Source organism: Pedococcus sp. P5_B7 (genome assembly GCF_054049895.1).
The window spans coordinates 12,376-35,943 of record NZ_JBFULM010000006.1 but is presented as its reverse complement, the minus strand read 5'-3'; the positions used below and the strand labels follow the sequence as shown (position 1 = coordinate 35,943).

Here is a 23,568-nt window from a genome sequence, read left to right as displayed (position 1 = left end):
AGCCCCACGTAGAGTTCGCAGGCATGGACAACCCGCTGGTCGGCCCCGGTCTCGAGCGGCTGCGCGAGCGTCGCAGCGTCAAGTGGCGGCTCTACGACCCGGACATCCTGCCGCTCTGGGTCGCCGAGATGGACGTCGTGCCGGCCGAGCCCATCCAGCAGGCGGTGGCGGACGCCATGTCGAGCGGCGACACCGGCTACCCGTGGGCGGCCGACTACGCGGAGGCGCTGTCGGCCTTCGCGGCGAAGCGTTGGGGCTGGGAGCCCGACCCGGCGACGATGGGGATCGTCCCCGACGTGATGCTCGGGGTGGTGGAGGTCCTCAAGCTCGTCGCCGACCCCGGTGCCGCGGTGGTCGTCAACTCCCCCGTCTACCCACCCTTCTTCCAGTTCGTCTCCCACCTCGGGCACGGGGTCGTCGAGGCGCCGCTGGGCGAGGACGGTCGGCTCGACCTCGCCTCGCTGGAGCGGGCCTTCGCCGAAGCGACCAGCGGTGGCGGCCGCGCGGCATACCTGCTGTGCAACCCGCAGAACCCCACCGGCACGGTGCACACCCCCGAGGAGCTCACCTCGGCCCTGGAGCTGGCGCACTCGTCCGGCGTGCGGGTCGTGGCCGACGAGATCCACGCCCCCGTCGTCCACGCTCCGGCGACCTTCACGTCGGTGGCCTCGCTGCCCGCGGGGTCGCGCGCCATCGCGCTGATGTCGGCGTCGAAGGCGTTCAACCTCGCCGGCCTCAAGGCGGCCATGGCGGTGCCCGGTCCGGACGCGGCCGCCGACCTGGCCCGCATGCCGGAGGAGGTGTCCCACGGCGCGAGCCACCTCGGGGTCATCGCCCACCGGGCCGCCTACCTCGACGGCGGGCCCTGGCTCGATGCGCTCCTCGCGGGACTGGACTCGAACCGGCAGCTCCTCGCGTCGCTGTTGGCGGAGCAGCTTCCCGAGGTGGGCTACCGCGTGCCGGACGGCACGTTCCTCGCGTGGCTCGACTTCACGGCCCTCGGCCTCGGTGACGACCCGGCGGCGGTGCTGCGGGAGCGCGCTCGGGTGGCCCTGCACCCCGGACCGGGGTTCGGGCAGGGCGGTCTCGGGCATGCCCGGCTGAACTTCGGCACCTCCCCCGACATCGTCCGCGAGGCGGTCAGCCGGATCGCCGCTGCCCTCTAGCCCTCCGCCTGCGCCTGCAGCATCTCGACGGCCTTGTCGATCCGCCTCCGCCGCGTCTCGGGAGCCTTGGCACCGTTGATCGCGTCGACGTGGGCTCGTTGGTGGCTGTAGGACTGTCGCGCGAAGACCGCCTTGGCATCGGGCACCACCTCGAGGGCGGCCGCGAAGTCCGCGGGCACCTCGACCTCGCGCCGCGCGGTGTCGAGCTCGAGGGTGACCTCGACGACCTCGCCGCCGGAGACCCCGGTCAGCGCGCGGTTCTCGGCACTGACGCCGACCAGGTAGCGACCACCCATCGACGCGACGCTGCCGCGGTAGGTCTTGCCGTTGATGGTCACGGTGACCTTCGGCCGCTTGCCGCCGCCGAGCCCCTCGACGACCTCGTCCGGCACGACCAGGCCCGTGGTCGTCTTCCCCGTCTGCAGCACCTCGGTGGTGAACTTCATGCGGCCGAGTATGCCGCGTGCCACAGTGTGGGCATGGCTGACAGTGGTGCCTTCGCCGGCTTCCCGCAGTGGGGCGTGACGTTCTACCAGGAGCTGGAGGAGACCAACACCAAGGAGTTCTGGGCGCAGCACAAGGCACAGTGGGAGCGCGACGTTCGTGAGCCGATGCTCGCCCTGGCCGATGCGCTGGAGGACGAGTTCGGCCCGGCGCGGTTGTTCCGCCCGAACCGCGACATCCGGTTCAGCCACGACAAGTCGCCCTACAAGACGCATCAGGGCGCGTTCGTCGGCGTCGCCACGGGGATCGGCTACTACGTCCAGGTCAGTGGTGACGGGCTGGCGGTCGGTGGTGGTTTCCGCGCCCACTCCCCCGCCGAGACGGGCCGCTACCGCGCCGCAGTCGATGCACCGGCGTCCGGGGCCCGGCTCGAGCAGGTTGCGACAGGCCTGACCGCAGCCGGCTTCGCCCTCGAGGGTGACTCGCTCAAGACCCGGCCGAAGGGGTTCGCTGCCGACCACCCTCGTCTGGAGCTCCTGCGCCGCAAGGAGATGATGGCCATCCAGCGGGTGGGCACCCCGTCCTGGCTGTCCGGGCCCGAGGCGGTCGACCACGTGCGCGCCGAGTGGCGACGGGTTCGCCCGCTCGTGGAGTGGATGGCCGAGCACGTGCACGAGTAGCGTCGGACCATGGGCTTCGAGGTGACCGCCGCGGCATACGGCAGCTTCATGGGGCGCTTCTCCGAGCCACTGGCGCCGGCGTTCGCCGGGGCGGCAGGAGTCTCGGCCGGTCAGCGAGTGCTCGACGTGGGAGCCGGTCCGGGTGCCCTGACGGCGGTGCTGGTCGACCTGGTCGGGCCCGACCAGGTGGCCGCCATCGACCCCTCCCAGTCGTTCGTCGCCGCGCTCCGCGACCGCCTCCCCGGAGTGGAGGTCCGCGCCGGGAGCGCGGAGGAGCTCCCGTGGGAGGACGCGTCGTTCGACGTCGCGCTGGCCCAGCTCGTCGTGCACTTCATGCGTGACCCGGTCACGGGGTTGCGCGAGATGGGCCGGGTGACTCGTCCCGGCGGGATCGTCTCCGCCTCCGTCTGGGACCACGCGGGTGGTGGTGGCCCGCTCTCGCTCTTCTGGGACGCCGTGCACGAGCTCGATCCCCTCGCCGGTGCCGAGCGTGGGCTGGCCGGCGCGCGCGAAGGTCATCTGGCGGAGCTGTTCGCCGAGGCCGGCCTGGACGACGTCAGCTCGGGGGTGCTCTCCGTGGACGTGGCCTTCGCCGGCCTGGACGAGTGGTGGGAGCCGTTCACGTATGGCGTGGGGCCGGCCGGCGCGTACGTCGCCGACCTCGACGAGACGGGGCGGGAGGCGTTGAAGGCAGAGTGCGCCCGTCGGCTGCCTGATGGTCCCTTCACCCTGACCGCCTCCGCGTGGGTCGCGACCGCACGCGCCCGCTGACTCGACCCGCGGCGCGCCGCGCCGACTCAGGCGCTGGTCAGCCTGACGACTCGGTGGACGCCACGAGCACGACGACGTTCCCGATCTTCTGGCCGCTGCCGGCATACCGGTGTGCCTCGACGATCTCGTCCAACGGGTAGGTCCGGTCGATGACGGGGCGGAAGGCACCGGACTCCATGAGGGCGGCCAGGCTCTCGATCATGGCCTGGTTGTGCGTCGGGATGGGAAACCGCACCCGCTGGCCGCGGCTCAGCGGTGCCACGAGGGCTCGTCGCGGATTCTGGAGCGCCGGGCCGAGCTCCGAGGAGATGTAGGTCCCCCGGGCCTTCAGGACCCGTCGGGCAGCGGTGAACGTGCTCTTGCCGACCGCGTCGAGGACGAGGTCGTAGCGTGACGCGTCACGGGTGAAATCCTCTGCGGTGCAGTCGATCACGCGATCCGCGCCCAGCCCGCGAACGAGGTCGACCTGCTCCGCGAAGCAGACCGCCGTCACCTTTGCCCCCAGGTGGTGCAGGAGCTGCACGGCGGCGGAGCCGATCCCACCCGACGCGCCGTTGACGAGCACGGCATCGCCGGCCCGGACGCCAGCAGCCCGGATCATGCCGAGCGCGTAGTGCGATCCCTCGGTGCCTGCGACGGCCATGTCGAAGGACAGGCCGGCCGGGATCTTGGCGACCGATCCTCGCTGGGGCACGACGAGGAGCTCGGCATGCGCCCCGAACGGTCCCTCGACATAACCGAACACTGTGTCACCGACAGCGAAGGCGGAATCTGCCTCACCTGCATCGATCACCGTCCCGGCGAACTCGCACCCGAGGATCGTGGCCTTCGGACCACGGATCCCGTAGACGATCCTCGCGAACGTCGGCTGTCCTGCGCGAAAGGCGACATCGGTCCGGTTCACCGTGGTCGCGTGGACCTGGACAAGCAGGTCAGTCGGGCCAGGCTTGGGTGCCTCGACGTCCGTGACACGGACGACGTCCGGTCCCCCGTACTCGGTGTAGACGGCCGCCCTCATGGCCCGACCGTAGCCCCATCCGGCCGTCGGTCGGTTGGGGCTACGGGCCGGGTTGCGTGACCTGACGCGTCGCCCTCGTCGTCCACCGCACCGAGATCCCTGCGGCGAGCACAGCCGCCACGCCTGCCCAGGCGAAGGCCACGCACCACGCCGGCGCGCCGGATGCACCGGGCGTGAACAGGAGGTCGCGCTCGTCCTGGAGCATGGCCAACCGACCTACCTCCGCCGTCTGGGGAAAGGCGCCGAGGTGGGCCGCCCCGGTGAGCAGGATCGCGAGCATCACGAAGGGGAACACCAGTAGCCGGACGGCCTCGTGACGGTCCGACTGCCAGATTGACACCGCGCGGGCTGCCGCCTTGAACGGGATCACCACCAGGGCGATGAGCACCCACCCCAGCAGGACACCCAACACCAGTCCGACCAACGGGAGGTACCAACCCAGTTCAGGGTCGTCGGCAAAGAGAAGGGGCCGCAGCCCTTGAGTCGAGAGCGCAGCCCCGAGGTACTCCGCGAGGGCGATGCCGAGAGCAGGTAGCGCAGTCGAACGATAGGGACGAACGGTCCACTCCCAGACTGACCGCCATCCCTGCCGTCCGATGAGGGCCGCCGCTGGCGTGGCCGTGGTGGGGAGCACCAGGGCACACAGAGCGACCGCGGCCGTCGGGCCGCCGAGGACTACCGCAGCCCACGCATCGACCGACATCGCGGTCCGACCCCGGCAGCGGAGATCAGGACCACGACAGGCAGCGCGAACAGCAGGAGAGTGAAGGTGGCCTTGCGGGCGGAGTCTCCCCGCGACCGCCGAGACGCAATCCTCACCCGGGAAGTATGGCCGCCTCCAGGCTCCAGTGATGGGTGATCCACGAGACCGACGACGCGTGTCCGACCTCGGTCTGGTGGCGCTGTTCTGGGCGAGCGGCGTGCTGATCGGTGTGGGCTCGGTCTTCGCCCTCACGTGGGGGGACTCCTACGAGCGCACCGACTCGCTCGTCGGCATGGCGGCGATGGGCACGGTGTTCGGCCTGGTCGTGGGAGTCGTGGCAGTGGCGATGCGAGCCGGGATGCGCCGTCGCGAGAACTGATGGGCTCAAAGTGAGCGGAGTGCTAGGGCCCGCCGGAGAGGCTGTACGCCGTGAGCTGGCCCCCAGAGCGGACGTACACGACCGTGGGAGTGTTCGTCCCGTCAGGGGGCACGAGGATCACTCCCCGCCCATCGTCTGGCCGACTGCCATCAGCTCGACAGACGCACTGACTCGAGCCGCCCAGTCCTCGGCGTACCGCCACACTTGGCTCGACTGAACTCGCGATCATCGACGCCGAGGACGCGAATCGCCGATCCTGCAATGAACTTCCTGGTCCGCCAACTCGCGTGAACCAACCTTGCGCGCCGCTGGATGATGACAGGCTTTGCCCGGACCAACTCGACTCGCGGAGGACCTGGTGGGCATCTACTTCGACTACTTCCGCGCCGCAGACGACGACGCTGCCATCGCAACGAAGGGCTTGGCGGGCGGTCCTCTGAACCCGGCGACGTACGACGGCTTCTCGACCAAGGGGGTGTTCCCTGACCCTCACCTCGAGGAACTTCTCGCCCTGTCCGAGGACCGAGCCTACGAACGCGGGCCGCAGACTTCCGAACGCCTCTGGCCGCCTGCCGACACACCACCACCGAGTGACGAGTCGTCGCCTTGGCTCACCGATCCCGGGATCGAGCGCTTGACCGAGCGGGTGCGCGACGGGCTCGCGGCCATCGATCCGGTCCGCGTCGCCGACCTCGCCACGCAGTGGGCCGTCCGGCAGTGGGGCGACTATCCGCCCGAAGTCGCGAGCGAGTGGATCTCGGGGCTGACCGTCCTGGCCCGCGCTGCGGCTGCCTCCGGGGAGAACGTCTACTGCTGGTCATCGCTGTGACCCACCGCTTCGGCTCCTCGGTGTCGTCGAGGGCGGCCGCACCGGGGCATGAAAACGGGGCCCGAAGTGTGTGGACAAGTCGGACCCCGTTAGTCGGGCTGACAGGATTTGAACCTGCGACCCCTTGACCCCCAGTCAAGTGCGCTACCAAGCTGCGCCACAGCCCGTGGCTTGCCCACGCGAAATCCAGCCGAAGCAGGACCGCGGGAGCGAACGAAACCTTAGCGCACGGCATACCTCCGCTTGAAATCGGTATGCCGTGCTGCCGGCTAGCGGCGCTTGCGCTTCTCGCGCACCCGGACGGAGACCTCGATCGGCGTGCCCTCGAAGCCGAACTCCTCGCGCAGCCGGCGCTCGAGGAAGCGGCGGTAGCCGGCCTCGATGAAGCCGGAGGCGAAGATCACGAACCGCGGCGGGCGGGTCGAGGCCTGCGTCGCGAAGAGGATGCGCGGCTGCTTGCCACCACGGACCGGGTGGGGATGGGCCGCGACGATCTCGCCGAAGAAGGCGTTCAGCCGACCGGTGGGGACGCGGAAGTCCCACGAGTCGAGGGCGCGCTCGAGGGCGGGCACGAGCTTCTCGACCGAGCGACCGGTGAGCGCCGAGATGTTGACGCGGGGCGCCCACGGCACCTGGACGAGCTCGCGCTCGATCTCGCGCTCGAGGTAGTGGCGCCGCTCCTCGTCGAGCAGGTCCCACTTGTTGTAGGCGATGACCAGCGCGCGGCCGGCGTCGATGACGTGCTGCACGACCCGGACGTCCTGCTCGGCGATGGACTGCTCGGCGTCGATGAGGACGACGGCGACCTCGGCCTTCTCCAGGGCGGTCTGGGTGCGCAGCGAGGCGTAGAAGTCGGCGCCGCGGGCCTGGTGGACCCGGCGCCGGATGCCGGCCGTGTCGACGAAGCGCCAGGTCTTGCCACCGAGCTCGATGAACTCGTCGACCGGGTCGCGCGTGGTGCCTGCGACGTTGTCGACGACGACACGGTCCTCGCCGGCGAGCTTGTTGAGCAGCGAGGACTTGCCGACGTTGGGACGACCGACCAGGGCGACGCGGCGCGGGCCACCACGCTGGTAGGCGTCGGCGTTCGCGGAGATCGACGGCAGGACGTCGAGGACGGCGTCGAGCACGTCACCGCTCCCACGCCCGTGCAGGGCGGAGACCGGCCAGGGCTGGCCGAGGCCGAGGTTCCAGAGGGCGGCGGCGTCCGCCTCGCTGCGCTGGTCGTCGACCTTGTTCGCGACGAGGATGACCGGCTTGCCCGAGCGGCGCAGCAGCTTGACGACGGCCTCGTCGTCGTCGGTGGCTCCGACCGTGGCGTCCACCACGAACATCACGACGTCGGCGAGGTCGACGGCCACCTCGGCCTGCTCGGCCACGCGCAGGTGGATGCCGGTCGCGTCGATCTCCCAGCCACCGGTGTCGACGAGGGTGAACCGGCGGCCGGTCCACTCGCCGTCGTAGGCGACGCGGTCGCGGGTCACCCCGGGCACGTCCTCGACGACGGCCTCGCGGCGGCCGAGGATGCGGTTGACGAGGGTGGACTTGCCGACGTTGGGACGCCCGACGACCGCGACGACCGGCAGCGGCCCGTCGGTGATCGCGTAGCCGTCCTCGTCGTACTCGCCCTCGATGAGGGAGCGGTCCTCCTCACTGAGGTCGAACTCCTCCAGCCCAACGCGCAGGGCGCGCTCGACAGTCGAGTCGTCGGTCAGGTTCTCGCTCACGGGGGTTCCTTGCGTCGTTCGGGGGTGTGGTCGCGGACAGGTGTGCCGCGTGGCCGCCCACCATTGTCGCGCACATTTGCGGTGGGACCGACCAGTCGCGCGGTCCGGCCAGCCTCAGGCCTCCGGGTCGCGGCCCTGCCGGCCGTCGTCCTCCGGGAGGAACACGCGGTGTCGCTCCTGGGATTCCCGGACGTGCGTGGCGAGCAGCTCGCGGACCAGGCCGGTGGCGGCTGCCAGCCGCTGACGACCGGTTGTCGACCCCGTCACCGCAGGGTCGGCCACGAGGTCCATCGGCTCTCCGAACTCGACCACCATCCGGGTCCACAGACGCGGCAGTGAGCCCTTGGAGGCACCCGTCGTGCGGGTCCCGAGGAACGCGACGGGCACGACCCGGGCAGCGCCCTGCTGGGCGAGCCAGGCCGCCCCCTGCTGGACCGCGGCCACGTCGCCGCGACCGCGGGTGCCTTCAGGGAAGATGCCCACCGCTCCCCCTGCGTGCAGGATCGCCACCGCGGCGGTGAGCGCCCTTCGGTCGCCGGAGTTGCGGGTCACCGGGATGTGGCCGATCCAGGTGAGGAACCAGCCGAGCAGACCCGTGAACATCTCGCGCTTCACCAGCACCGAGGTCGGGCGCGGGGCGAGGGCCGGAAGCATCGGTCCGTCGAGGAAGCCGGCGTGGTTCGCGACGAACACCACCGGCCCGGTCCGCGGCACCCGGCCGCGACCGACGACCGTGACCCGGTAGAGCGCGCCGAACAGGACCCGGCCGACGACCATGTTGATCCGGACCCGCCAGGTCGGGGTCAGGCCACTCGCGCCGGGCGCCGTGGCGTCCGTCACGCAGGGACCTTGTGCGGCACCTCACGTCGGACGACGTCGAGGAGGGCCTCGATGCTCTGCTCGAAGTCGAGGTCGGAGGTGTCGACCAGGTGGACGCCCTCGGCGGCCTCGGTGAACTCGGAGACGGTGGAGTCGTCGGCGTCGCGGCGCACGATCTGGTCGCGGGTCGCCTCCACCGCGTGGTCGGCATCGTGGCCGTGCAGCTCCTTGGACCGGCGCCGCAGGCGGGCCTCGACGCTGGCGGTCAGCAGCACCCGCACGTCGGCGTCGGGGGCGACGACGGTGGTGATGTCGCGGCCCTCGGCCACCACTCCCCCGGTCTCGGTGGCGATCTGGTCGATGAGGTCGCGCTGGAGCTGCTGGAGGATCGGGCGAACGAGCGTGTTGGTCGCGACCTTGGAGACCACCTCGCTGACCCGCGTGGTGCGGATGTCGTCCTCGATCTCACCGCCGCCGACCCGCACGCTCGGGGTGGTCGGGTCGGTGCCCATCTCGAGCGGGATGTCGCGCGTGGCCTGCGCGACCGCCTCGTGGTCGTCGAGGTCGACGCCCTGGTCGAGGCACCACCACGTCACGGCGCGGTACATCGCGCCGGTGTCGAGGTAGCCGATGCCCAGCGCCGAGGCGGCAGCGCGCGAGACGCTGGACTTGCCCGAGCCGGAAGGTCCGTCGACAGCCACGACGAGGTGCTTGCTCTCCATGGCAGGCAAGACTAACGGCGGGTCGTCGTCAGCCGTGAAGTCGCCAACCGCGGGCGGTCAGCTCCTCGCCCAGGCGCTCCGCGACGGCCGGGAGCACGGAGACCTCGGCGAGTCCGAAGGGCTGCCCGAGTCCGTGCTCCAGGTGCAGGTCCTCGAGGTTGACGCCGGCGTCGCCGACGTCGTGCAGCAGCCGGGCCAGCTCGCCGGGCTGGTCGGGCACGAGCACCACGACGACGCTGTATGCCGTGGGGGCGGCACCGTGCTTGCCCGGGATCCGCGCGTGGCCGGCGTTGCCCTGCGCCACGATCCGCGCAAGCACCTCACGGGCGCCCACCCCGTCGCCGTCGGTGAGGACGTCGAGGGCACCGATCACCTCGGTCAGCTCGGCGTGCAGGTGGACGAGCACCGCACGGACCGCAGCGGCGTTGCCGGCCAGGATCTGGGTCCACAGCTGCGGGTCGCTCGCCGCCACCCGGGTGACGTCGCGGATCCCCTGACCGGACAACGCGACGGCCGGGTCGGTGAGGTCGCGCAGTCGCCCGGCCACGAGTGACGAGGCGAGCTGTGGCACGTGCGAGACGACCGCGACGGCCGCGTCGTGCTCGGCGGGGTCCATCGTCGAGACCGTGCCGCCGGCCGCGGTCGCCAGAGCGGTCACGGCCGCCACGGCTGGCCGCGACGACTGCTCGTTCGGCACCACCACCCAGGCCCGACCGTCGAAGAGGTCTCCGCGGGCGGCGACCGCACCGGACCGCTCGCGGCCCGCCATCGGGTGCGACCCGGCATACCGGGTGAGGTCGCCTCCGCGACGGCGCACGTCCTCGAGCACCGCGACCTTGACCGAGGCGACGTCGGTCACGACGGCGCCGGGCCACGCGGCCAGCTCGTCGGCCACCACCGATCCTGCGACGTCCGGCGGCGCAGCCACCACGACGATGTCCGGAGCCGCGTCGTCAGCGGCCGCGACAGCGCCGGCCCCCAGGTCGCGCGCCAGCGCCACCGCGGTGGGCGACGGGTCGGCGAGCACGACGGCATACCCGGCCCGCGAGAGGGCGATGCCCAGGCTGGTGCCGATGAGGCCGGTGCCGACGATGCGGACGCTGGTGGTCACGACGCGAAGGCTACCGACGGGTGGTGGGTGCGTGCGCTCACATTCCAGCAGCGGTGTAGAGGCGGCCGACCTCTTCCTTGGTCAGCTTGCGCATCTTGCCCGGCTTGGTGTCGCCGAGGCTGATCGGACCGACCTGCACGCGCACCAGGCTGAGGACGGGGTGGCCCACGGCATCGAGGAGGCGCCGCACGATGTGCTTGCGTCCCTCGTGCAGGATCACCTCGACCAGTGCCTTGCCGGGCTGGGAGTCGACGACCCGGAACGAGTCGACCGAGGCCGGACCGTCCTCGAGCTGGACGCCCTCGCGCAGCTGCTTGCCGATGTCGCGGGGAACCGGTCCGCGGATCTGGGCGAGGTAGGTCTTGAGGACGCCGTACTGCGGGTGCTGCAGCCGGTGGGCCAGCTCGCCGTCGTTGGTGAGGATCAGCAGGCCCTCGGTGTCGGCGTCGAGGCGGCCGACGTGGAACAGCCGCTCGTGGCGGTCACCCACGTAGTCGCCGATGCTGATCCGGCCCAGCTCGTCGTTCATGGTCGTGACGACGTTGAGGGGCTTGTTGAACGCGAAATAGACCCGGGTCTCGTCGAGCTGCACCTTCACCCCGTCGACGTGGACGGTCTGGTCGGGGCGGATCCGGACTCCGAGCTCGGTCACGACGTGACCATCGACCTCCACGCGGCCGTCGGAGATGAGGTTCTCGCAGACCCGACGTGAACCCACCCCGGCGGCGGCCAGCAGCTTCTGCAGCCGGATGCCGTCCGGGTCGTGCACGTCCACCTCGGGGGTGGCCCGCTCACGCGGCACCCTGGTCGGCTGGCTCTTCTTGGTCGTGCCGGAGCTCCCGCGCTGCGGCCGCTCGGGGCGACCTCCCTCGGACGCCGTCGGGCCACCGCCCCGAGGTCCGCCGGTGCGCCCAGCCGAGCGACCACCGTGGCCCTGGCTGCCGCCGGGACGGCCTCGACCACCGCCAGCCCGGTCCGAGCCGGATCCTGCGGGGCCTCTGCTGCGTGGGGGTGTCATCCGCGTCCTTGTTCTGCGATTTCGTCGAGCACGTCGACTTCGGGGAGGTAGGGCGCCAGGGCGGGCAGCTCTTCGAGGCTGCCGAGACCGAGGCGCTGGAGGAAGTAGTCGGTGGTGCCATAGAGGAACGCGCCGCCGTCGCCGTCGGAGCCGAGCTCCTCGATGAGGCCGCGGTTGAGGAGGGTGCGGACGACGCCGTCGACGTTCACACCGCGGACCGCGCTGACTCGTGACCGGGAGATCGGCTGACGGTAGGCGATCACCGCCAGGGTCTCGAGGGAGGCCTGGGTGAGCTTGGCCTGCTGGCCGTCGAGCAGGAACTTCTCGACCACCGGCGCGTAGTCGGAACGGCTGTAGACCCGCCAGCCACCCGCCACCGAGCGGAGCGTGAAGCCTCGCTGCTGCGCGGCATACTCCTCCTCCAGCGCGGTGAGGTGCGCCCGCACGTCGTCGACGGGGAGCTCGAGGGCGGAGGCGAGCGAGATCTCGGTGATCGGCTGGTCGACGACCATCAGCACGGCCTCGATCGCGCTGCGGGCACCGCCCGGGAAGTCGCTGACGTCGAACGCGAACTGCTCGTCGGCAGCCCCGTCGGCGGGCGCCTCGACGCCCTCGTCAGGCCCGTGGTCGGGCACGACCTCAAGGTCACTCATCGTCGCTCTCTCCGTCGTCTTCGGGGGTGTCGGCCCGTGCTTCGTCGTCCGGCTCGTCCAGCTCGTCGAACTCGTCGAACTCGTCGAACTCGTCGCTGACCTCGATCTCGCCGTCGTCGGCGCCGGTCCAGCGCACGGTGAGCTCGCCGAGCGCCTCGGCCTGCTCGAACGCGATCGCCGCCTCGCGGAACAGCTCCAGCAGCGCCAGGAAGCGGGCCACGATGACGAGCGTCGAGTCGGCGTCGGCGACCAGCGCCCGGAACGAGCAGACCCGCTCCGACCGCAGCCGGGCGCCGAGGATGCCGGCCTGTTCGCGCACGCTCACCTGCGGTGCGTGGAGGTGGTCGAGGCCCACGCTCGGGACGACCTTCGGCACCATGGCACGGGCCGCGATCATCGCGAGCTGCTCGGGCGTGATGCCCATGACCAGCTCCGGCAGCAGCCGGGCGAACTGCGGCTCGAGCCCGGCCTGGCGCGGGGTCATCCGGCCGGCCGTGGCCATCCGCTCGCCGAAGGTGAAGGCGATGTCCTTGAACGCGCGGTACTGCAGGAGCCGGGCGAACAGCAGGTCGCGGGCCTCGATCAGGGCGAGGTCCTCCTCGTCCTGTGGGCCGGTCTGCGGGAGCAGACGCGCGGACTTCAGGTCGAGCAGGGTCGCGGCGATGAGCAGGAACTCCGACGCCTGCCCGAGGTCCCACTCCGTGTCGGACGACTGCGCCGCCTTGATGTGGGCGATGAACTCGTCGGTCACCTGCGCCAGGGCGATCTCGGTGATGTCGAGCTTGTGCTTGCTGATCAGGCCCAGGAGCAGGTCGAACGGGCCCGAGAAGTTGGCCAGGTGCACCTCGAACGGGGTGGACCCACCTCGGCGGGTGATGACCCCACCGGGGGTCAGCCCCGCCTGGGCGTCACTGGGCGGCACCGCGCCTCCCGGCGCAGTGGCGATGACCTCCTGACTCACCTCGTCAGGCCGCCCCACCACGGGCGATCAGCTCTCGGGCGAGTTGTCGGTATGCCGCGGCCGAACCATGCGTCGACGCGTAGGTCGTGATCGGCTCGGCCGCCAGGGTGGCGTCGGGGAACTTCACCGTGCGGCTGATCACCGTGTGGAACACCTGGTCACCGAAGTGGTCGACGACGCTGCGCACGACCTCCTTGCTGTGCAGGGTGCGCGAGTCGTACATCGTGGCGAGGATGCCGTCGACCTGGAGCCGCGGGTTGAGCCGGTCGGTGATCTTGTCGATCGTCTCGACCAGCAGGGCCACCCCACGCATCGCGAAGAACTCGCACTCGAGCGGGATGACGACCCCGTGGGCGGCGGTGAGGGCGTTGACGGTGAGCAGCCCCAGCGAGGGCTGGCAGTCGATCATGATGACGTCGTAGTCGTCCATGACCGGCCGCAGCACGCGGGCCAGGATCTGTTCGCGAGCGACCTCGCCGACGAGCTGGACCTCCGCGGCCGACAGGTCGATGTTGGCCGGGATGACGTCGAGGTTCTCGGTCGAGGTCTGCTGGATGACCTCACGCACGTCGTGGCCGCGCTCGACGAGCAGGTTGTAGATCGTCACGTCGAGCTCGTTGGCCCGCACCCCGAGACCGACGGACAGCGCGCCCTGCGGGTCGAAGTCGACGAGCAGGACCCGGCGACCGACCTCGGCCAGCGCAGCACCGAGGTTGATGGTCGTCGTCGTCTTGCCGACGCCACCCTTCTGGTTGCACATGGCGATGATCCGCGCGGGGCCGTGCGCGGCCAGCGGCGCGGGATCGGGGAAGACGGGCATCGGGCGCCCGGTCGGACCCAGCTGTCCGGCGCCGGCAGCCTCGGTGCCGGGCAGGAGCACGTGGTCACGACCATCGCCGTCGGGGGCCGACTCGGAGGGTGCGCCCGAAAGGGTGGGCGGCGACTGCTCCTGGGTGGTCACCTCAGATTCCACAGGCGTTTCACTCCCGGTGAGTTGGCGTTCGTCGGTCAGCCTCGCGCTGATCGGCACGACCCTATCAGCGGGCACGGGGGTGACTCTGGGCATAGACCTCACGCAGTCGCTGCACCGTGACGAGCGTGTAGATCTGGGTGGTGGTCACCGACGCGTGCCCGAGCAGCTCCTGCACGACCCGGACGTCGGCCCCGCCGTCGAGCAGGTGGGTCGCGAACGAGTGCCGCAGCGTGTGTGGTGACAGGTGTCCCCCTAGGTCGGCGCGCTCGGCGGCCGCCCGGAGCACGGCCCAGGCGGACTGGCGGGACAGCCGCCCGCCCCGCTGGTTGAGGAACACCGCAGGGGTGCCCTTGCCCTTTCCCGCGAAGGCCGGTCTCCCCCGGACCAGGTACGCGTCGAGCGCGTCCGCGGCATACGAGCCGAGCGGGACGATCCGCTCCTTGCTGCCCTTGCCGAAGAGCCGGACCACCCCCTCGCGCGGGTCGAGGTCGTCGACGTCGAGCCCGACCGCCTCGGAGATGCGGGCTCCGGCGCCGTAGAGCAGCTCCAGCAGCGCGCGGTCGCGCAGCGAGGCGGGCGTGTCACCGACGCTGGCCGCCTGGAGCAGCCGCTCGACGTCCTCGACGCTGATCGCCTTCGGCAACCTGGCCGGCGGCCGGGGCGGGCTCACCGCGCCGGCCGCGTCGGTGTCGACGTCACCCTCGAGGGCCAGGAACCGGTGGAAGCCGCGCACCGCGACGAGCGTCCGCGCCGCGGACGACGCCGCGAGCGGTGGGTGCTCGGCGCTCCCCTCGCGCAGCGTCGCGAGGAAGTCGCTCACGTGCGCCTCGTCGATGCCAGCGGGGTCGTTGACCCCCTGCGCCGCGAGGTATGCCGCGTAGCGGGCCAGGTCGCGACGGTAGGACTTGAGGGTGTTCGCCGCCACGCCGCGCTCGACGTCGAGATGGTTCAGCCAGCCGCGGGCTGCGCGTTCGACCGCGCTCGAGGGTGGCACGGATGGGAGTGTAGGCGGCATGAAGCTCTATGCAGACCTGCCGGGCCGCCGCACGCTCCAGATCCTCGCCGACGTCGGAATCGTCGCCTGGGTGTGCCTGTGGGCATGGGTCGGACGACTCGTCCACGACACGACGATGGAGCTCGCCGCACCAGGGCGACAGCTGCAGAGCGCCGGGTCGGGGTTCCGCGAACAGATGACCAGCGCCGGCGACTCGGTGCGGGACCTGCCCCTCGTCGGCGACCGCATCGCCGCGCCGTTCCGCCAGGTCAGCGGTGCGGGGACGACCATCGAGCAGGCCGGCACCGACCTCGTCGACGCCGTGACCCGGCTCGCGAACATCCTCGGGTGGGTGACGGCCCTCGTGCCGATCCTCATCGTGGGCCTGGTCTGGCTGGTGCTGCGTGGCCGGTTCGTCCGCAGGGCGAGCGCGGCCCAGCGGTTCATCGACAACGCCGCCGACCTCGACCTGTTCGCCCTGCGGGCGATGGCGGGTCAGCCCATGCGCAAGCTCGCCGCGATCTCGGCCGACCCGACCGGCGCCTGGCGTCGTGGCGACGAGGAGACCATCCGGTCGTTGGCGCTGCTCGAGCTGCGCGACACCGGGCTGCGCCCACCCGCCTCAGCCGGGAAGGCGGCCTGACTCCTCGGTGAGCGCCCGGAGCCGGGCTGCGTGCTCGGAGGTGAGGGCGCCGGGCTCCATCTGCCACGACCAGCCGCCCTCGATGCCGGGCGCGTTCATCCGTGCCTGCGACCCAAGGGCCAGCACGTCCTGGGCCTGCATCATCGACAGGCCGCACGGGCCGCGCTGGGCGAGCTCGATGAACCCCCAGGACGGCTCCGCATCGACGTCGGCGCCCACCCCCGCCCGACGACACGCCTCACGGGCCAGCTGCCGACGGTGGTCGGGCAGGTCCCACCACCAGCCGCAGACCGTGTCGTTGTCGTGGGTGCCGGTGTAGACGACCTGGTTGGGCTCGTGGTTCTCCGGGTCGTGGGCGTTGTACTCGTAGGCCGGCTCGAAGGCGAACTGCAGGACCGCCATCCCGGGGAAGCCGAGGGCCTTGCGCAGGTCGATCACCGGCTGGTCGATGTCGCCGAGGTCCTCGGCGAGGACGGGCAGCGGGCCGAGCGCACCGAGCGCCGCGTCGAAGACCTCCCGGCCCGGGCCCTGCTCCCACCGGCCGTTGAGGGCGGTGTCGTCCCCGGCCGGGATGGCCCAGTAGGCCGCGAAGCCACGGAAGTGGTCGACCCGGACCAGGTCGAAGAGCGCGAACGTCCGGCGCAGCCGCTCGATCCACCAGCGGTAGCCGTCGTCGCGCAGCACGTCCCAGCGGTAGAGCGGGTTGCCCCAGAGCTGGCCGGTCGCGGCATAGGCATCGGGTGGGCAGCCGGCCACCGCATCGGAGCGGAAGAACTGCGGCCAGGCGCGCTCGTCGGCGGCGTCGGGCGCGACGTAGATCGGGACGTCGCCGAGGATGCGGATCCCGCGCTCGTGCGCGTAGGCCCGCAGGGCCGACCACTCCCGGTCGAAGCGCACCTGGTCGGCGAGGTCACCGCCGAAGGCCGTCCACGAGTCGACCCAGTAGGCCTCCCGCTCAACGAAGTCGGCGAGCTCCTGCTCGGTGACCGGGGCCTCCGGGTGCTCCAGCAGCGCGGGGGACGCGGCGAAGGCCGAGGGCGACTTGTAGGGCGAGCGGTGCTGGTCAGGGATCGACACCGGCAGCACCTGCCACACCGACTGCCCCGCCTCGACCAGCCAGTCGACGAAGTCACGGGCCGGCTGGCCGAGCCGCCCACCGGGCAGCGAGGTGACGTGCAGCTGCACCCCGCTGGTGCGGGTCTCGGTCAGGGGCCGGGTGGCGTCCATGGCGGCTCAGCTCTGGTCGGTGGCGTGCTCGACACGCAGGATCTGCGGTCGCAGGTCCTGCTCCGGAGGCTCCCACGAGGTGGCGTCGGCGTCGACCTGGTCACCGGAGCGGATGTCCTTCACGCCTCCCCCGGCGCCCTCCTCGCCCGGGAACCAGACGTAGGGGATCCCGCGCCGCTCGGCATACCTGATCTGCTTGCCGAACTTGGCGGGCTTGGGCGCCACCTCGCACGGTATGCCGCGGGCGCGCAGCTCGGTGGCGATGCGGGTGGAGACCGCACGGCTCTCCTCGTCGTTGACCGCGACGAGGACGCACGCGGGGGTCGAGCGGCTGGCGACCAGCAGCCCCTTGCCGATGAGCAGGCCGAGCAGCCGTGAGACCCCGATCGAGATCCCCACGCCGGGGTAGGTCGTCTTCCCGTCGGAGGCGAGCGAGTCGTAGCGGCCGCCGGAGCAGAACGAGCCCCAGGACTCGTGGCCGACCAGCTGGGTCTCGTAGACGGTGCCCGTGTAGTAGTCGAGACCGCGCGCGATCTTGAGGTCGGCGACCAGGGCTCCGGGGGCGTTGTCCAGTCCCGCCCGGATGACCGCTGCCAGAGCCTCGAGCCCCTCGTCGAGGGTCGGGTGCTCGACCCCGAGCGCCCGCACCTGCTCGACGAACGACAGGTCCTCGGACCGGATCGCCGCGAGCGCCAGGCACCGGTCGGCCTGCTCGGCGGTCCGCCCTGCCTCGACCAGCTGGTCCTTGACCTTGGCCGCACCGAGCTTGTCGAGCTTGTCGACGATCCGCAGGGTGCCCGCCACGTCCTCGATGCCGATGCCGAGGTAGAAGCCTTCGGGGATCTTGCGGTTGTTGACCTGGATGACCATCCGGTCGACGGGGAGCTTGCGGAAGACCTCGGCTATGACCAGCGGCATCTCGGCCTCGAAGTGCGGCGCGAGCTCGCCCACGTCGACCACGTCGATGTCGGCCTGGGTGAACTCGCGGTAGCGGCCCTCCTGAGGTCGCTCGCCACGCCACACCTTCTGGACCTGGTGGCGACGGAAGGGGAACGACAGGTGGCCGGCGTTCTCCAGCACGTAGCGGGCGAACGGCACGGTGAGGTCGAAGTGCAGGCCGAGCTCACCGGAGCGGTCCTCCGGACCGCCGTCCTCGTCACGAGCCAACCGGTGGATCCCGTAGATCTCCTTGTCGGCGTCGCCCCCCTTGCCGACCAGCCGGTCCACGGGCTCGACGGCACGGGTCTCGATCGACGGGAACCCGTGCAGCTCGAAGGTCTCGCGGATGATGTCGAGGAAGTGCTGCTCGACGATCCGCTGGGCCGGGAGGAACTCGGGGAAGCCGCTGAGCGGGGTGATCTTCACGAGGCCAATCCTTGCAAATAGGGGTTGGTTGCCCGCTCGCGGTCCATGGTGGTCGCCTGGTAGTGACCGGGCAGGACCAGCGTGGAGTCCGGGAGGGGCAGGACGACCTCGCGCAGCGACCGGTCCATCGCGGCCGGGTCACCTCCCGGCAGGTCGGTGCGGCCGATCGAGCCGGCGAAGAGCACGTCGCCACTGAGGAGCGTGTGGTCGACGTCGACCTGGTCGGCGATCCCGTCGGGCACCGCGTCGACGCTGAACATCACCGAGCCCTCGGTGTGCCCCGGCGCGTGCAGGACCTCGAAACCGAGGCCGGCGAGGTCGAGCGTGGCCCGGTCGGTCACCTCGATGACATTGCTGGGCTCGGTCCAGGTCGCGCGCCGGCCGAACTGCTGCTCGAGCATGGCGAGCAGCCCGGGGGCGACGTTCGAGAGCAGGTCCTTGAGCCGGTAGCGGTCGTCGCCGTGGATGTAGGCCGCCGTGTCAGCGCCGCACACCGGTGTCACCGAGTAGACGTGGTCGACGTGGCCGTGCGTGAGCAGGACGGCGGCCGGACGGAGCCGGTGCTGGGCCAGCACCTCCCGCAGGGTCTCCTCGACACCGATGCCCGGGTCGACGATGACGCACTCCTCCCCCGCGGCCGGGGCGAGGACGTAGCAGTTCGTGTCGAAGGCGGCGGCAGGAAAGGCGACGGTGAGCACGGCCCGCACTGTATCCGCGATCCCCCACCACCGCGGAGAGCCCGGTCGGTTAGCGTCGGCTGCCATGAGGGAGAGCACGGTCAGGCGTGACGCGTGGGGAGTCCCCCAGCTCTGGGCCCCGGACGTCATCGCCCTGTCCCGGTTGCAGGGGAAGGTCTGCGCGACGGACCGGGCCTGGCAGCTCGAGGTGCAGCGGTGGCGCTCCGAGGGCCGCCTGGCCGAGCACCTCGGACCCGCCTGGGTCGAGTGGGACACCTTCGCCCGACAGGTCCGGATCACGGACACGGCGCGCCGCTGCTTCGAGCGCCTCGACGTGGAGACCGCCCAGTGGGTCGCCGCGTACGCCGAGGGCGTGAGCGCCGGTCTCGTCGAGGGGCCCGGAGCGCCGGAGTTCGACGACGCAGGGGTGCGGGCCGGCCGCTGGGACCCCTGGACTCCCATCGCCGTCCTGCTGACCCAGCACGTGCTCTTCGGCACCCTGGGCGACAAGCTCTGGCGCGACCGCGTGCGTCGTGAGGCCCCCCGCGCGTGGGACCTGTTGTGCGGGCCGCGGCACCCGTCTGCCGCCGACTGGGACGGCGTGGCCGCGAGCGGCAGCAACGCCTGGGCCGTCGCCGCGAGCCGGACCACGACCTCCCACCCGTTCGTGGCGGGCGACCCCCACCGTTCGCTCGAGCTCCCGGGCGGCTACCTGCAGGTCCGCCTGGCGTGCCCCGAGTTCGACGTGGTCGGCATCGCCTTCGCCGGCGTGCCCGGCACACCACACTTCGCGCACGCCGGCGACGTGGCGTGGGGCATCACGAACGCGATGTCCGACTGCCACGACGTCTTCGAGGAGGAGCTGCGCCGCTCGGCCGATGGCATCGAGTCGCGGGAGGCAGACGGCTGGGCTCCCGCGGAGGCGCACCGCGAGGTCCTGCAGGTGCTCGGCGCCGACCCGGTCGAGGTGGAGGTCGTCGAGACTGCGCGCGGGCCGGTCGTGGTTGGCAGGGTGGGGTCGGGCCGGGCTCTCTCGGTGCGGATGGTCCCCCGCGTCCAGGGCGACGCCGGGCTGGCCGCCTCGCTCGCCCTGCTCCGCGCACGCTCCGCCCAGGACGTGCGGGCCGCCTGGCGCGGCTGGGTCGAACCGGTCAACGCCGTCGTCACCGCCGACCGGGCCGGGACGGTGCTGGAGTTCACGGCGGGGCTGGTGCCCGAGCGCGATGCCGCCAACCGCGAGGGACCGGTGCCCGGGTGGGACCCCCACCACACGTGGACCGGCTACCTCGACCATGCCGAGTCGGCCGTCAGCGACGTCGCGGTGCACGCGAACCACGCCACGCGGCATACCGCGCCGTTGGGCCGTGACTTCGCGAGCCCGGACCGCGCCCACCGCATCACCGACCTGTTGGCCGCCACGCCGAGTCTCGACGCGGACGACCTGCAACGGATCCACACCGACACCTTTCACGCGCCCGCCCACCGCATCCTGCCCCGGCTGGAGGAGCTCACAGGCCTGAGCGCGCCTGCGGCCGCGCTCCGGGGCGAGCTGCTGGCGTGGGACTGCCGGATGGATGCCGGCAGCGCCCTGGCCCACCGGTATGCCGTGCTGCGGGCTGCCCTGGTCGACTCCCTCTGTCGTCTGGACGCCTTCGACGGCCTGACGGCCGGATCGGGCCTGCCCGGGCTGTTCGACCCGTGGATGTCGCTGGCGCTGCGGGTGTCCGTCCGGCTCGAGTCGCTCCTCACCAACCCTCCCGAGGGCTTCGACGTCAGATCGGAGCTGGCCTCGGCCCTCGAGGCGGCTGCCGCCGCGCCCCAAGCCGTGTGGGGTGACCGGCACCGCCTGGTGCCGATCCGCATCGGACCGCCGGGCGAAGCACCGCCCGAGAGGGTCGGCGCCTCCGGCGACCGGGACTGCGTGTTCGCGACGTCGAGCCTCCCCGACTCCGACGACCGGTTCGTCCAGGCGCCGGCGGCGCGCTACGTCTGGGACCTTGCCGACCGGTCCGGCAGCCGGTGGGTGGTCCCGCACGGCACTGCCGGATCAGCCCGCTCGGCACACGCCGTCGACCAACGGTCCATGTGGCTGCAGGGCGAGCTCGCGTCCGTGCCCAACGACGACCTCACCGAGGGTCCCTGCCTAGACTGACGCGCGTGACCAGGGAACAGGAGCGCGCCAGGGCGCGCCGCCGTGCGGAGAAGTTCGACGCCAAGCAGGCCCTCAAGGAGCGCGAGGCGGCCCGCAACCGCCAGGTGGCCGTCGTGGTGGCGGCCGTGCTCGTGGTGGTGGCCGCGTTCGTCTTCCTGACCACGCAGCTGGGTGACGACACGAAGACCCCTGCCGCGGCACCCACGACCCCCAGCGCGACCAGCGCCACGACCGCCGCCGTCGAGAGCTGCACCGCTGCACCGGCTCCCCCGAAGCAGGTTCCCAAGGCCGCCAAGCCCGACCAGGCGACCGCTGCGGGCAAGACCTTCACGGCCGTCGTCACGACCAACTGCGGCGACATCACGCTCGAGCTCGATGGGGCCAAGGCGCCCCAGACGGTCGCCTCGTTCGTCGCGCTCGCCAGGGCCAGCTACTTCGCCGACTCGCCCTGCCACCGCGTCACCACCGAGGGCATCTTCGTGCTCCAGTGCGGTGACCCGCTCGGGGGCTCCGGCCCCGGGCCCGGCTACTCGTACGGCATCGAGAACGCCCCCAAGGACGGCACCTACCCCAAGGGCACCCTGGCGATGGCCCGCACCAGTGACCCGAACAGCAACGCCGACCAGTTCTTCCTGGTCTACAAGGACACCAAGCTCCCGACCGAGGGTGGCGGCTACTCCATCTTCGGCACGGTGACCAAGGGTATGGATATTGTCGAGAAGATCGCCGCAGCAGGTGTGAGTGGAGGTGCCACCGATGGCGCCCCTGCCGCGCCCATCAGCATCCTCAAGGTTGCTGTGACCGAGAAGAAGGCCTGACCGTGACCGAGCAGACTCCCCCGGCCGACACCACCGAGCCCGACGACAGCCAGGCCCCCACCACCGCCGCACCGCAGCCGGAAGGGACGGTGGAGCCCGAGCCCGAGGCGGCACCCGCGCCCGAGGCGGCACCCGAGCCCGAGGCGGCACCCGAGCCCGAGGCAGAGGCTGCACCCGAGCCCGAGCCTGAGCCGGCACCCGCGCCCGAGGCAGAGGCTGCACCCGAGGCAGAGGCGGCACCCGAGCCTGCACCTGAGGTCGAGGTCGAGGTCGCTCCCGAGGCCGCGCCCGAATCCGTCGCCACTGCCCCCGCAGCCGAGCCGGCCGCCAAGCCGGTGCCTCGCCCCACCCCGAAGCCCGGTCCCGTGCCGACGCCGGCCGCGGTCCGCAAGATCGCCCACGCGCAGCCTGCCGCCCTGACGGTCGCGGCTCCCCCCGGTCCGCCGTCGGAGACCTTCGGTCGGGTTGCCGAGGACGGCACCGTCTTCGTGCAGACCGGCGACGGTGAGCGCGAGGTCGGCGCCTACCCCGGCGCGACCGCCGAGGAGGCCCTGCACTACTTCGCCCGCAAGTACGACGAGCTCTACGCCACCGCGGAGCTGCTCCACCAGCGGCTGACGACCACCGAGCTCTCGTCCAAGGACGCGACCGAGGGTCTGGCCAAGCTGCGCGAGCACTGTGCCGAGGCCAACGTCGTGGGTGACCTCGCCATCCTGGATGGCAAGGTCGCCGAGATCGAGACCCTGGTGAAGGCGCGCAAGGAGACCGAGGCCGCCGAGCGCAGCGCCGCCCGGGCCGCCGCCGCCGTCGAGCGCGAGGCGATCGTGGCCGAGGCCGAGCAGATCGCCGGACAGCCCGAGAACAAGATCCAGTGGAAGAGCAGTGGCGCGCGGATGCGTGAGCTGCTCGACGAGTGGAAGAAGCACCAGCGCGGCGGGGCCCGCCTCGACCGCGAGACCGAGGGTGCGCTCTGGCAGCGGTTCAGCCAGGCCCGCAACTCCTTCGACAAGGCACGCCGCGTGCACTTCGCCCAGCTCGAGGGCACGCAGGCCGAGGCCAAGACCGCCAAGCAGGAGCTGGTCAAGGAGGCCGAGGCCCTGACCAGCAGCACCGACTGGGGCCAGACCGCCGGCGCCTTCAAGCGCCTGATGGACCGCTGGCGCCAGGCCGGTCGCGCCTCCCGCGCTGACGACGATGCGCTGTGGGAGCGGTTCAAGGCCGCCCAGGACGCCTTCTTCACGGCGAAGGACGAGATCTCGGCCAAGGAGGACGAGGAGTTCCGCGGCAACCTCGCCGTCAAGGAGGAGCTCCTCAAGGAGGGTCAGGCCATCCTGCCCGTCACCGACCTCGAGGCCGCCAAGGCGTCGCTGCGCACCCTGCAGGACAAGTGGGACGCGGCCGGCAAGGTGCCTCGGGGCGACGTCGACCGCATGGAGAAGGGGATGCGCCGCATCGAGCAGGCCGTCCGCGACGCGGACGACCAGCGCTGGAAGCAGTCGAACCCCGAGGTCGCGGCGCGCGCCCAGAGCATGGTCGACCAGCTCGAGGCGTCGGTCTCGTCGCTGCGTGACGACCTGGCCAAGGCACAGTCCTCGGGCAACGAGCGCAACGTCAAGGACGCCCAGGCCAAGCTCGACGCCCAGGAGCAGTGGCTCGAGCAGGCTCGCGGCAACCTCGACGAGTTCGGCGGCTGACCGACGGTCGCCGTCGGCGACCAC

24 protein-coding genes and 1 tRNA gene are annotated in these 23,568 nt (G+C 71.7%); 9 read left to right on the top strand and 16 right to left on the bottom strand.

Going from position 1 to position 23,568, the window contains the following annotated elements; all coding sequences use genetic code 11:
* Positions 1-23: 23 nt before the first annotated feature.
* On the top strand, positions 24-1,166 hold the full coding sequence (locus ACXJKD_RS13990) for a MalY/PatB family protein (RefSeq protein ID WP_457255230.1): 1,143 nt from the start codon (positions 24-26) through the stop codon (positions 1,164-1,166).
* On the opposite strand, the gene ACXJKD_RS13985 is transcribed toward ACXJKD_RS13990, so the two are convergent.
* Complete coding sequence (locus ACXJKD_RS13985; protein WP_457255229.1) at positions 1,163-1,612, bottom strand: YdeI/OmpD-associated family protein; 450 nt, start codon at positions 1,610-1,612, stop codon at positions 1,163-1,165. The genes ACXJKD_RS13990 and ACXJKD_RS13985 overlap by 4 nt on opposite strands.
* A 33-nt stretch (positions 1,613-1,645) precedes the next feature.
* On the opposite strand from ACXJKD_RS13985, the gene ACXJKD_RS13980 reads away from it, so the two are divergent.
* Both ACXJKD_RS13980 and ACXJKD_RS13975 read left to right on the top strand, forming a co-directional pair.
* Positions 1,646-2,290, top strand: a complete 645-nt coding sequence (locus ACXJKD_RS13980; RefSeq protein ID WP_457255228.1) for a DUF2461 domain-containing protein — start codon at positions 1,646-1,648, stop codon at positions 2,288-2,290.
* A gap of 9 nt (positions 2,291-2,299) precedes the next feature.
* Complete coding sequence (locus ACXJKD_RS13975) at positions 2,300-3,061, top strand: class I SAM-dependent methyltransferase (protein WP_457255227.1); 762 nt, start codon at positions 2,300-2,302, stop codon at positions 3,059-3,061.
* Between the two features lie 37 nt (positions 3,062-3,098).
* On the opposite strand, the gene ACXJKD_RS13970 is transcribed toward ACXJKD_RS13975, so the two are convergent.
* A complete protein-coding gene (locus ACXJKD_RS13970) occupies positions 3,099-4,079 on the bottom strand; it encodes an NAD(P)-dependent alcohol dehydrogenase (protein WP_457255226.1) in 981 nt (326 codons plus the stop codon).
* Positions 4,080-4,119: 40 nt separating this feature from the next.
* Entirely contained in the window at positions 4,120-4,782 is a 663-nt protein-coding gene (locus ACXJKD_RS13965) for a hypothetical protein (RefSeq protein ID WP_457255225.1), read from the bottom strand.
* A gap of 148 nt (positions 4,783-4,930) precedes the next feature.
* Here ACXJKD_RS13965 and ACXJKD_RS13960 point away from each other — a divergent pair, with 148 nt between their 5' ends.
* Positions 4,931-5,161: a hypothetical protein gene (locus ACXJKD_RS13960; protein WP_457255224.1), complete on the top strand. Its 231-nt coding sequence runs from the start codon at positions 4,931-4,933 to the stop codon at positions 5,159-5,161.
* Between the two features lie 358 nt (positions 5,162-5,519).
* Positions 5,520-5,990: a hypothetical protein gene (locus tag ACXJKD_RS13955; protein ID WP_457255223.1), complete on the top strand. Its 471-nt coding sequence runs from the start codon at positions 5,520-5,522 to the stop codon at positions 5,988-5,990.
* A gap of 93 nt (positions 5,991-6,083) precedes the next feature.
* Here ACXJKD_RS13955 and ACXJKD_RS13950 read toward each other — a convergent pair.
* The 10 genes from ACXJKD_RS13950 to xerD form a co-directional block, all read right to left on the bottom strand.
* Positions 6,084-6,157: transfer RNA gene (locus ACXJKD_RS13950), tRNA-Pro, on the bottom strand.
* 102 nt (positions 6,158-6,259) lie between these two features.
* Positions 6,260-7,717 (bottom strand): ribosome biogenesis GTPase Der, encoded by a 1,458-nt coding sequence (gene der, locus ACXJKD_RS13945; protein ID WP_457255222.1) that lies wholly within the window; start codon positions 7,715-7,717, stop codon positions 6,260-6,262.
* Positions 7,718-7,831: 114 nt separating this feature from the next.
* Positions 7,832-8,557 (bottom strand): lysophospholipid acyltransferase family protein, encoded by a 726-nt coding sequence (locus ACXJKD_RS13940; RefSeq protein ID WP_457255221.1) that lies wholly within the window; start codon positions 8,555-8,557, stop codon positions 7,832-7,834.
* Complete coding sequence (gene cmk / locus ACXJKD_RS13935; RefSeq protein WP_457255220.1) at positions 8,554-9,258, bottom strand: (d)CMP kinase; 705 nt, start codon at positions 9,256-9,258, stop codon at positions 8,554-8,556. Before cmk ends, ACXJKD_RS13940 begins: the two co-directional genes overlap by 4 nt.
* 28 nt (positions 9,259-9,286) lie before the next feature.
* Positions 9,287-10,369, bottom strand: a complete 1,083-nt coding sequence (locus tag ACXJKD_RS13930; RefSeq protein WP_457255219.1) for a prephenate dehydrogenase — start codon at positions 10,367-10,369, stop codon at positions 9,287-9,289.
* A 37-nt stretch (positions 10,370-10,406) separates the two neighbouring features.
* The gene (locus tag ACXJKD_RS13925) at positions 10,407-11,387 is read right to left on the bottom strand and encodes a pseudouridine synthase (RefSeq protein WP_457255218.1); all 981 of its coding nucleotides are present in this window, start codon (positions 11,385-11,387) and stop codon (positions 10,407-10,409) included.
* Complete coding sequence (gene scpB, locus ACXJKD_RS13920; RefSeq protein WP_457255217.1) at positions 11,384-12,040, bottom strand: SMC-Scp complex subunit ScpB; 657 nt, start codon at positions 12,038-12,040, stop codon at positions 11,384-11,386. The genes ACXJKD_RS13925 and scpB overlap by 4 nt, the downstream gene beginning before the upstream one ends.
* Positions 12,033-12,986: a segregation and condensation protein A gene (locus ACXJKD_RS13915; RefSeq protein ID WP_457255596.1), complete on the bottom strand. Its 954-nt coding sequence runs from the start codon at positions 12,984-12,986 to the stop codon at positions 12,033-12,035. Before ACXJKD_RS13915 ends, scpB begins: the two co-directional genes overlap by 8 nt.
* Before the next feature lie 19 nt (positions 12,987-13,005).
* Complete coding sequence (locus tag ACXJKD_RS13910; RefSeq protein ID WP_457255595.1) at positions 13,006-13,821, bottom strand: ParA family protein; 816 nt, start codon at positions 13,819-13,821, stop codon at positions 13,006-13,008.
* Between the two features lie 217 nt (positions 13,822-14,038).
* The gene (xerD, locus tag ACXJKD_RS13905) at positions 14,039-14,989 is read right to left on the bottom strand and encodes a site-specific tyrosine recombinase XerD (protein ID WP_457255216.1); all 951 of its coding nucleotides are present in this window, start codon (positions 14,987-14,989) and stop codon (positions 14,039-14,041) included.
* Here xerD and ACXJKD_RS13900 point away from each other — a divergent pair.
* Positions 14,988-15,611 carry a hypothetical protein gene (locus ACXJKD_RS13900; RefSeq protein WP_457255215.1) on the top strand — a complete coding sequence of 208 codons (624 nt, stop codon included), beginning with the start codon at positions 14,988-14,990 and terminating at the stop codon, positions 15,609-15,611. The genes xerD and ACXJKD_RS13900 overlap by 2 nt on opposite strands.
* Here the strand turns inward: ACXJKD_RS13900 and ACXJKD_RS13895 are convergent.
* The 3 genes from ACXJKD_RS13895 to ACXJKD_RS13885 are packed head-to-tail and all read right to left on the bottom strand — an operon-like array spanning position 15,591 to position 18,901.
* Complete coding sequence (locus ACXJKD_RS13895; protein ID WP_457255214.1) at positions 15,591-16,838, bottom strand: 4-alpha-glucanotransferase; 1,248 nt, start codon at positions 16,836-16,838, stop codon at positions 15,591-15,593. The genes ACXJKD_RS13900 and ACXJKD_RS13895 overlap by 21 nt on opposite strands.
* Before the next feature lie 6 nt (positions 16,839-16,844).
* Positions 16,845-18,203, bottom strand: coding sequence for a histidine--tRNA ligase (gene hisS, locus ACXJKD_RS13890; protein ID WP_457255213.1), 1,359 nt, complete (start codon positions 18,201-18,203; stop codon positions 16,845-16,847).
* Positions 18,200-18,901 carry an MBL fold metallo-hydrolase gene (locus ACXJKD_RS13885; RefSeq protein WP_457255212.1) on the bottom strand — a complete coding sequence of 234 codons (702 nt, stop codon included), beginning with the start codon at positions 18,899-18,901 and terminating at the stop codon, positions 18,200-18,202. The genes hisS and ACXJKD_RS13885 overlap by 4 nt, the downstream gene beginning before the upstream one ends.
* 64 nt (positions 18,902-18,965) lie before the next feature.
* On the opposite strand from ACXJKD_RS13885, the gene ACXJKD_RS13880 reads away from it, so the two are divergent.
* The 3 genes from ACXJKD_RS13880 to ACXJKD_RS13870 are packed head-to-tail and all read left to right on the top strand — an operon-like array spanning position 18,966 to position 23,544.
* Complete coding sequence (locus tag ACXJKD_RS13880) at positions 18,966-21,032, top strand: penicillin acylase family protein (RefSeq protein ID WP_457255211.1); 2,067 nt, start codon at positions 18,966-18,968, stop codon at positions 21,030-21,032.
* A gap of 5 nt (positions 21,033-21,037) precedes the next feature.
* Positions 21,038-21,850, top strand: a complete 813-nt coding sequence (locus ACXJKD_RS13875; protein WP_457255210.1) for a peptidylprolyl isomerase — start codon at positions 21,038-21,040, stop codon at positions 21,848-21,850.
* A gap of 2 nt (positions 21,851-21,852) precedes the next feature.
* Entirely contained in the window at positions 21,853-23,544 is a 1,692-nt protein-coding gene (locus ACXJKD_RS13870; RefSeq protein WP_457255209.1) for a DUF349 domain-containing protein, read from the top strand.
* Positions 23,545-23,568: the final 24 nt, after the last annotated feature.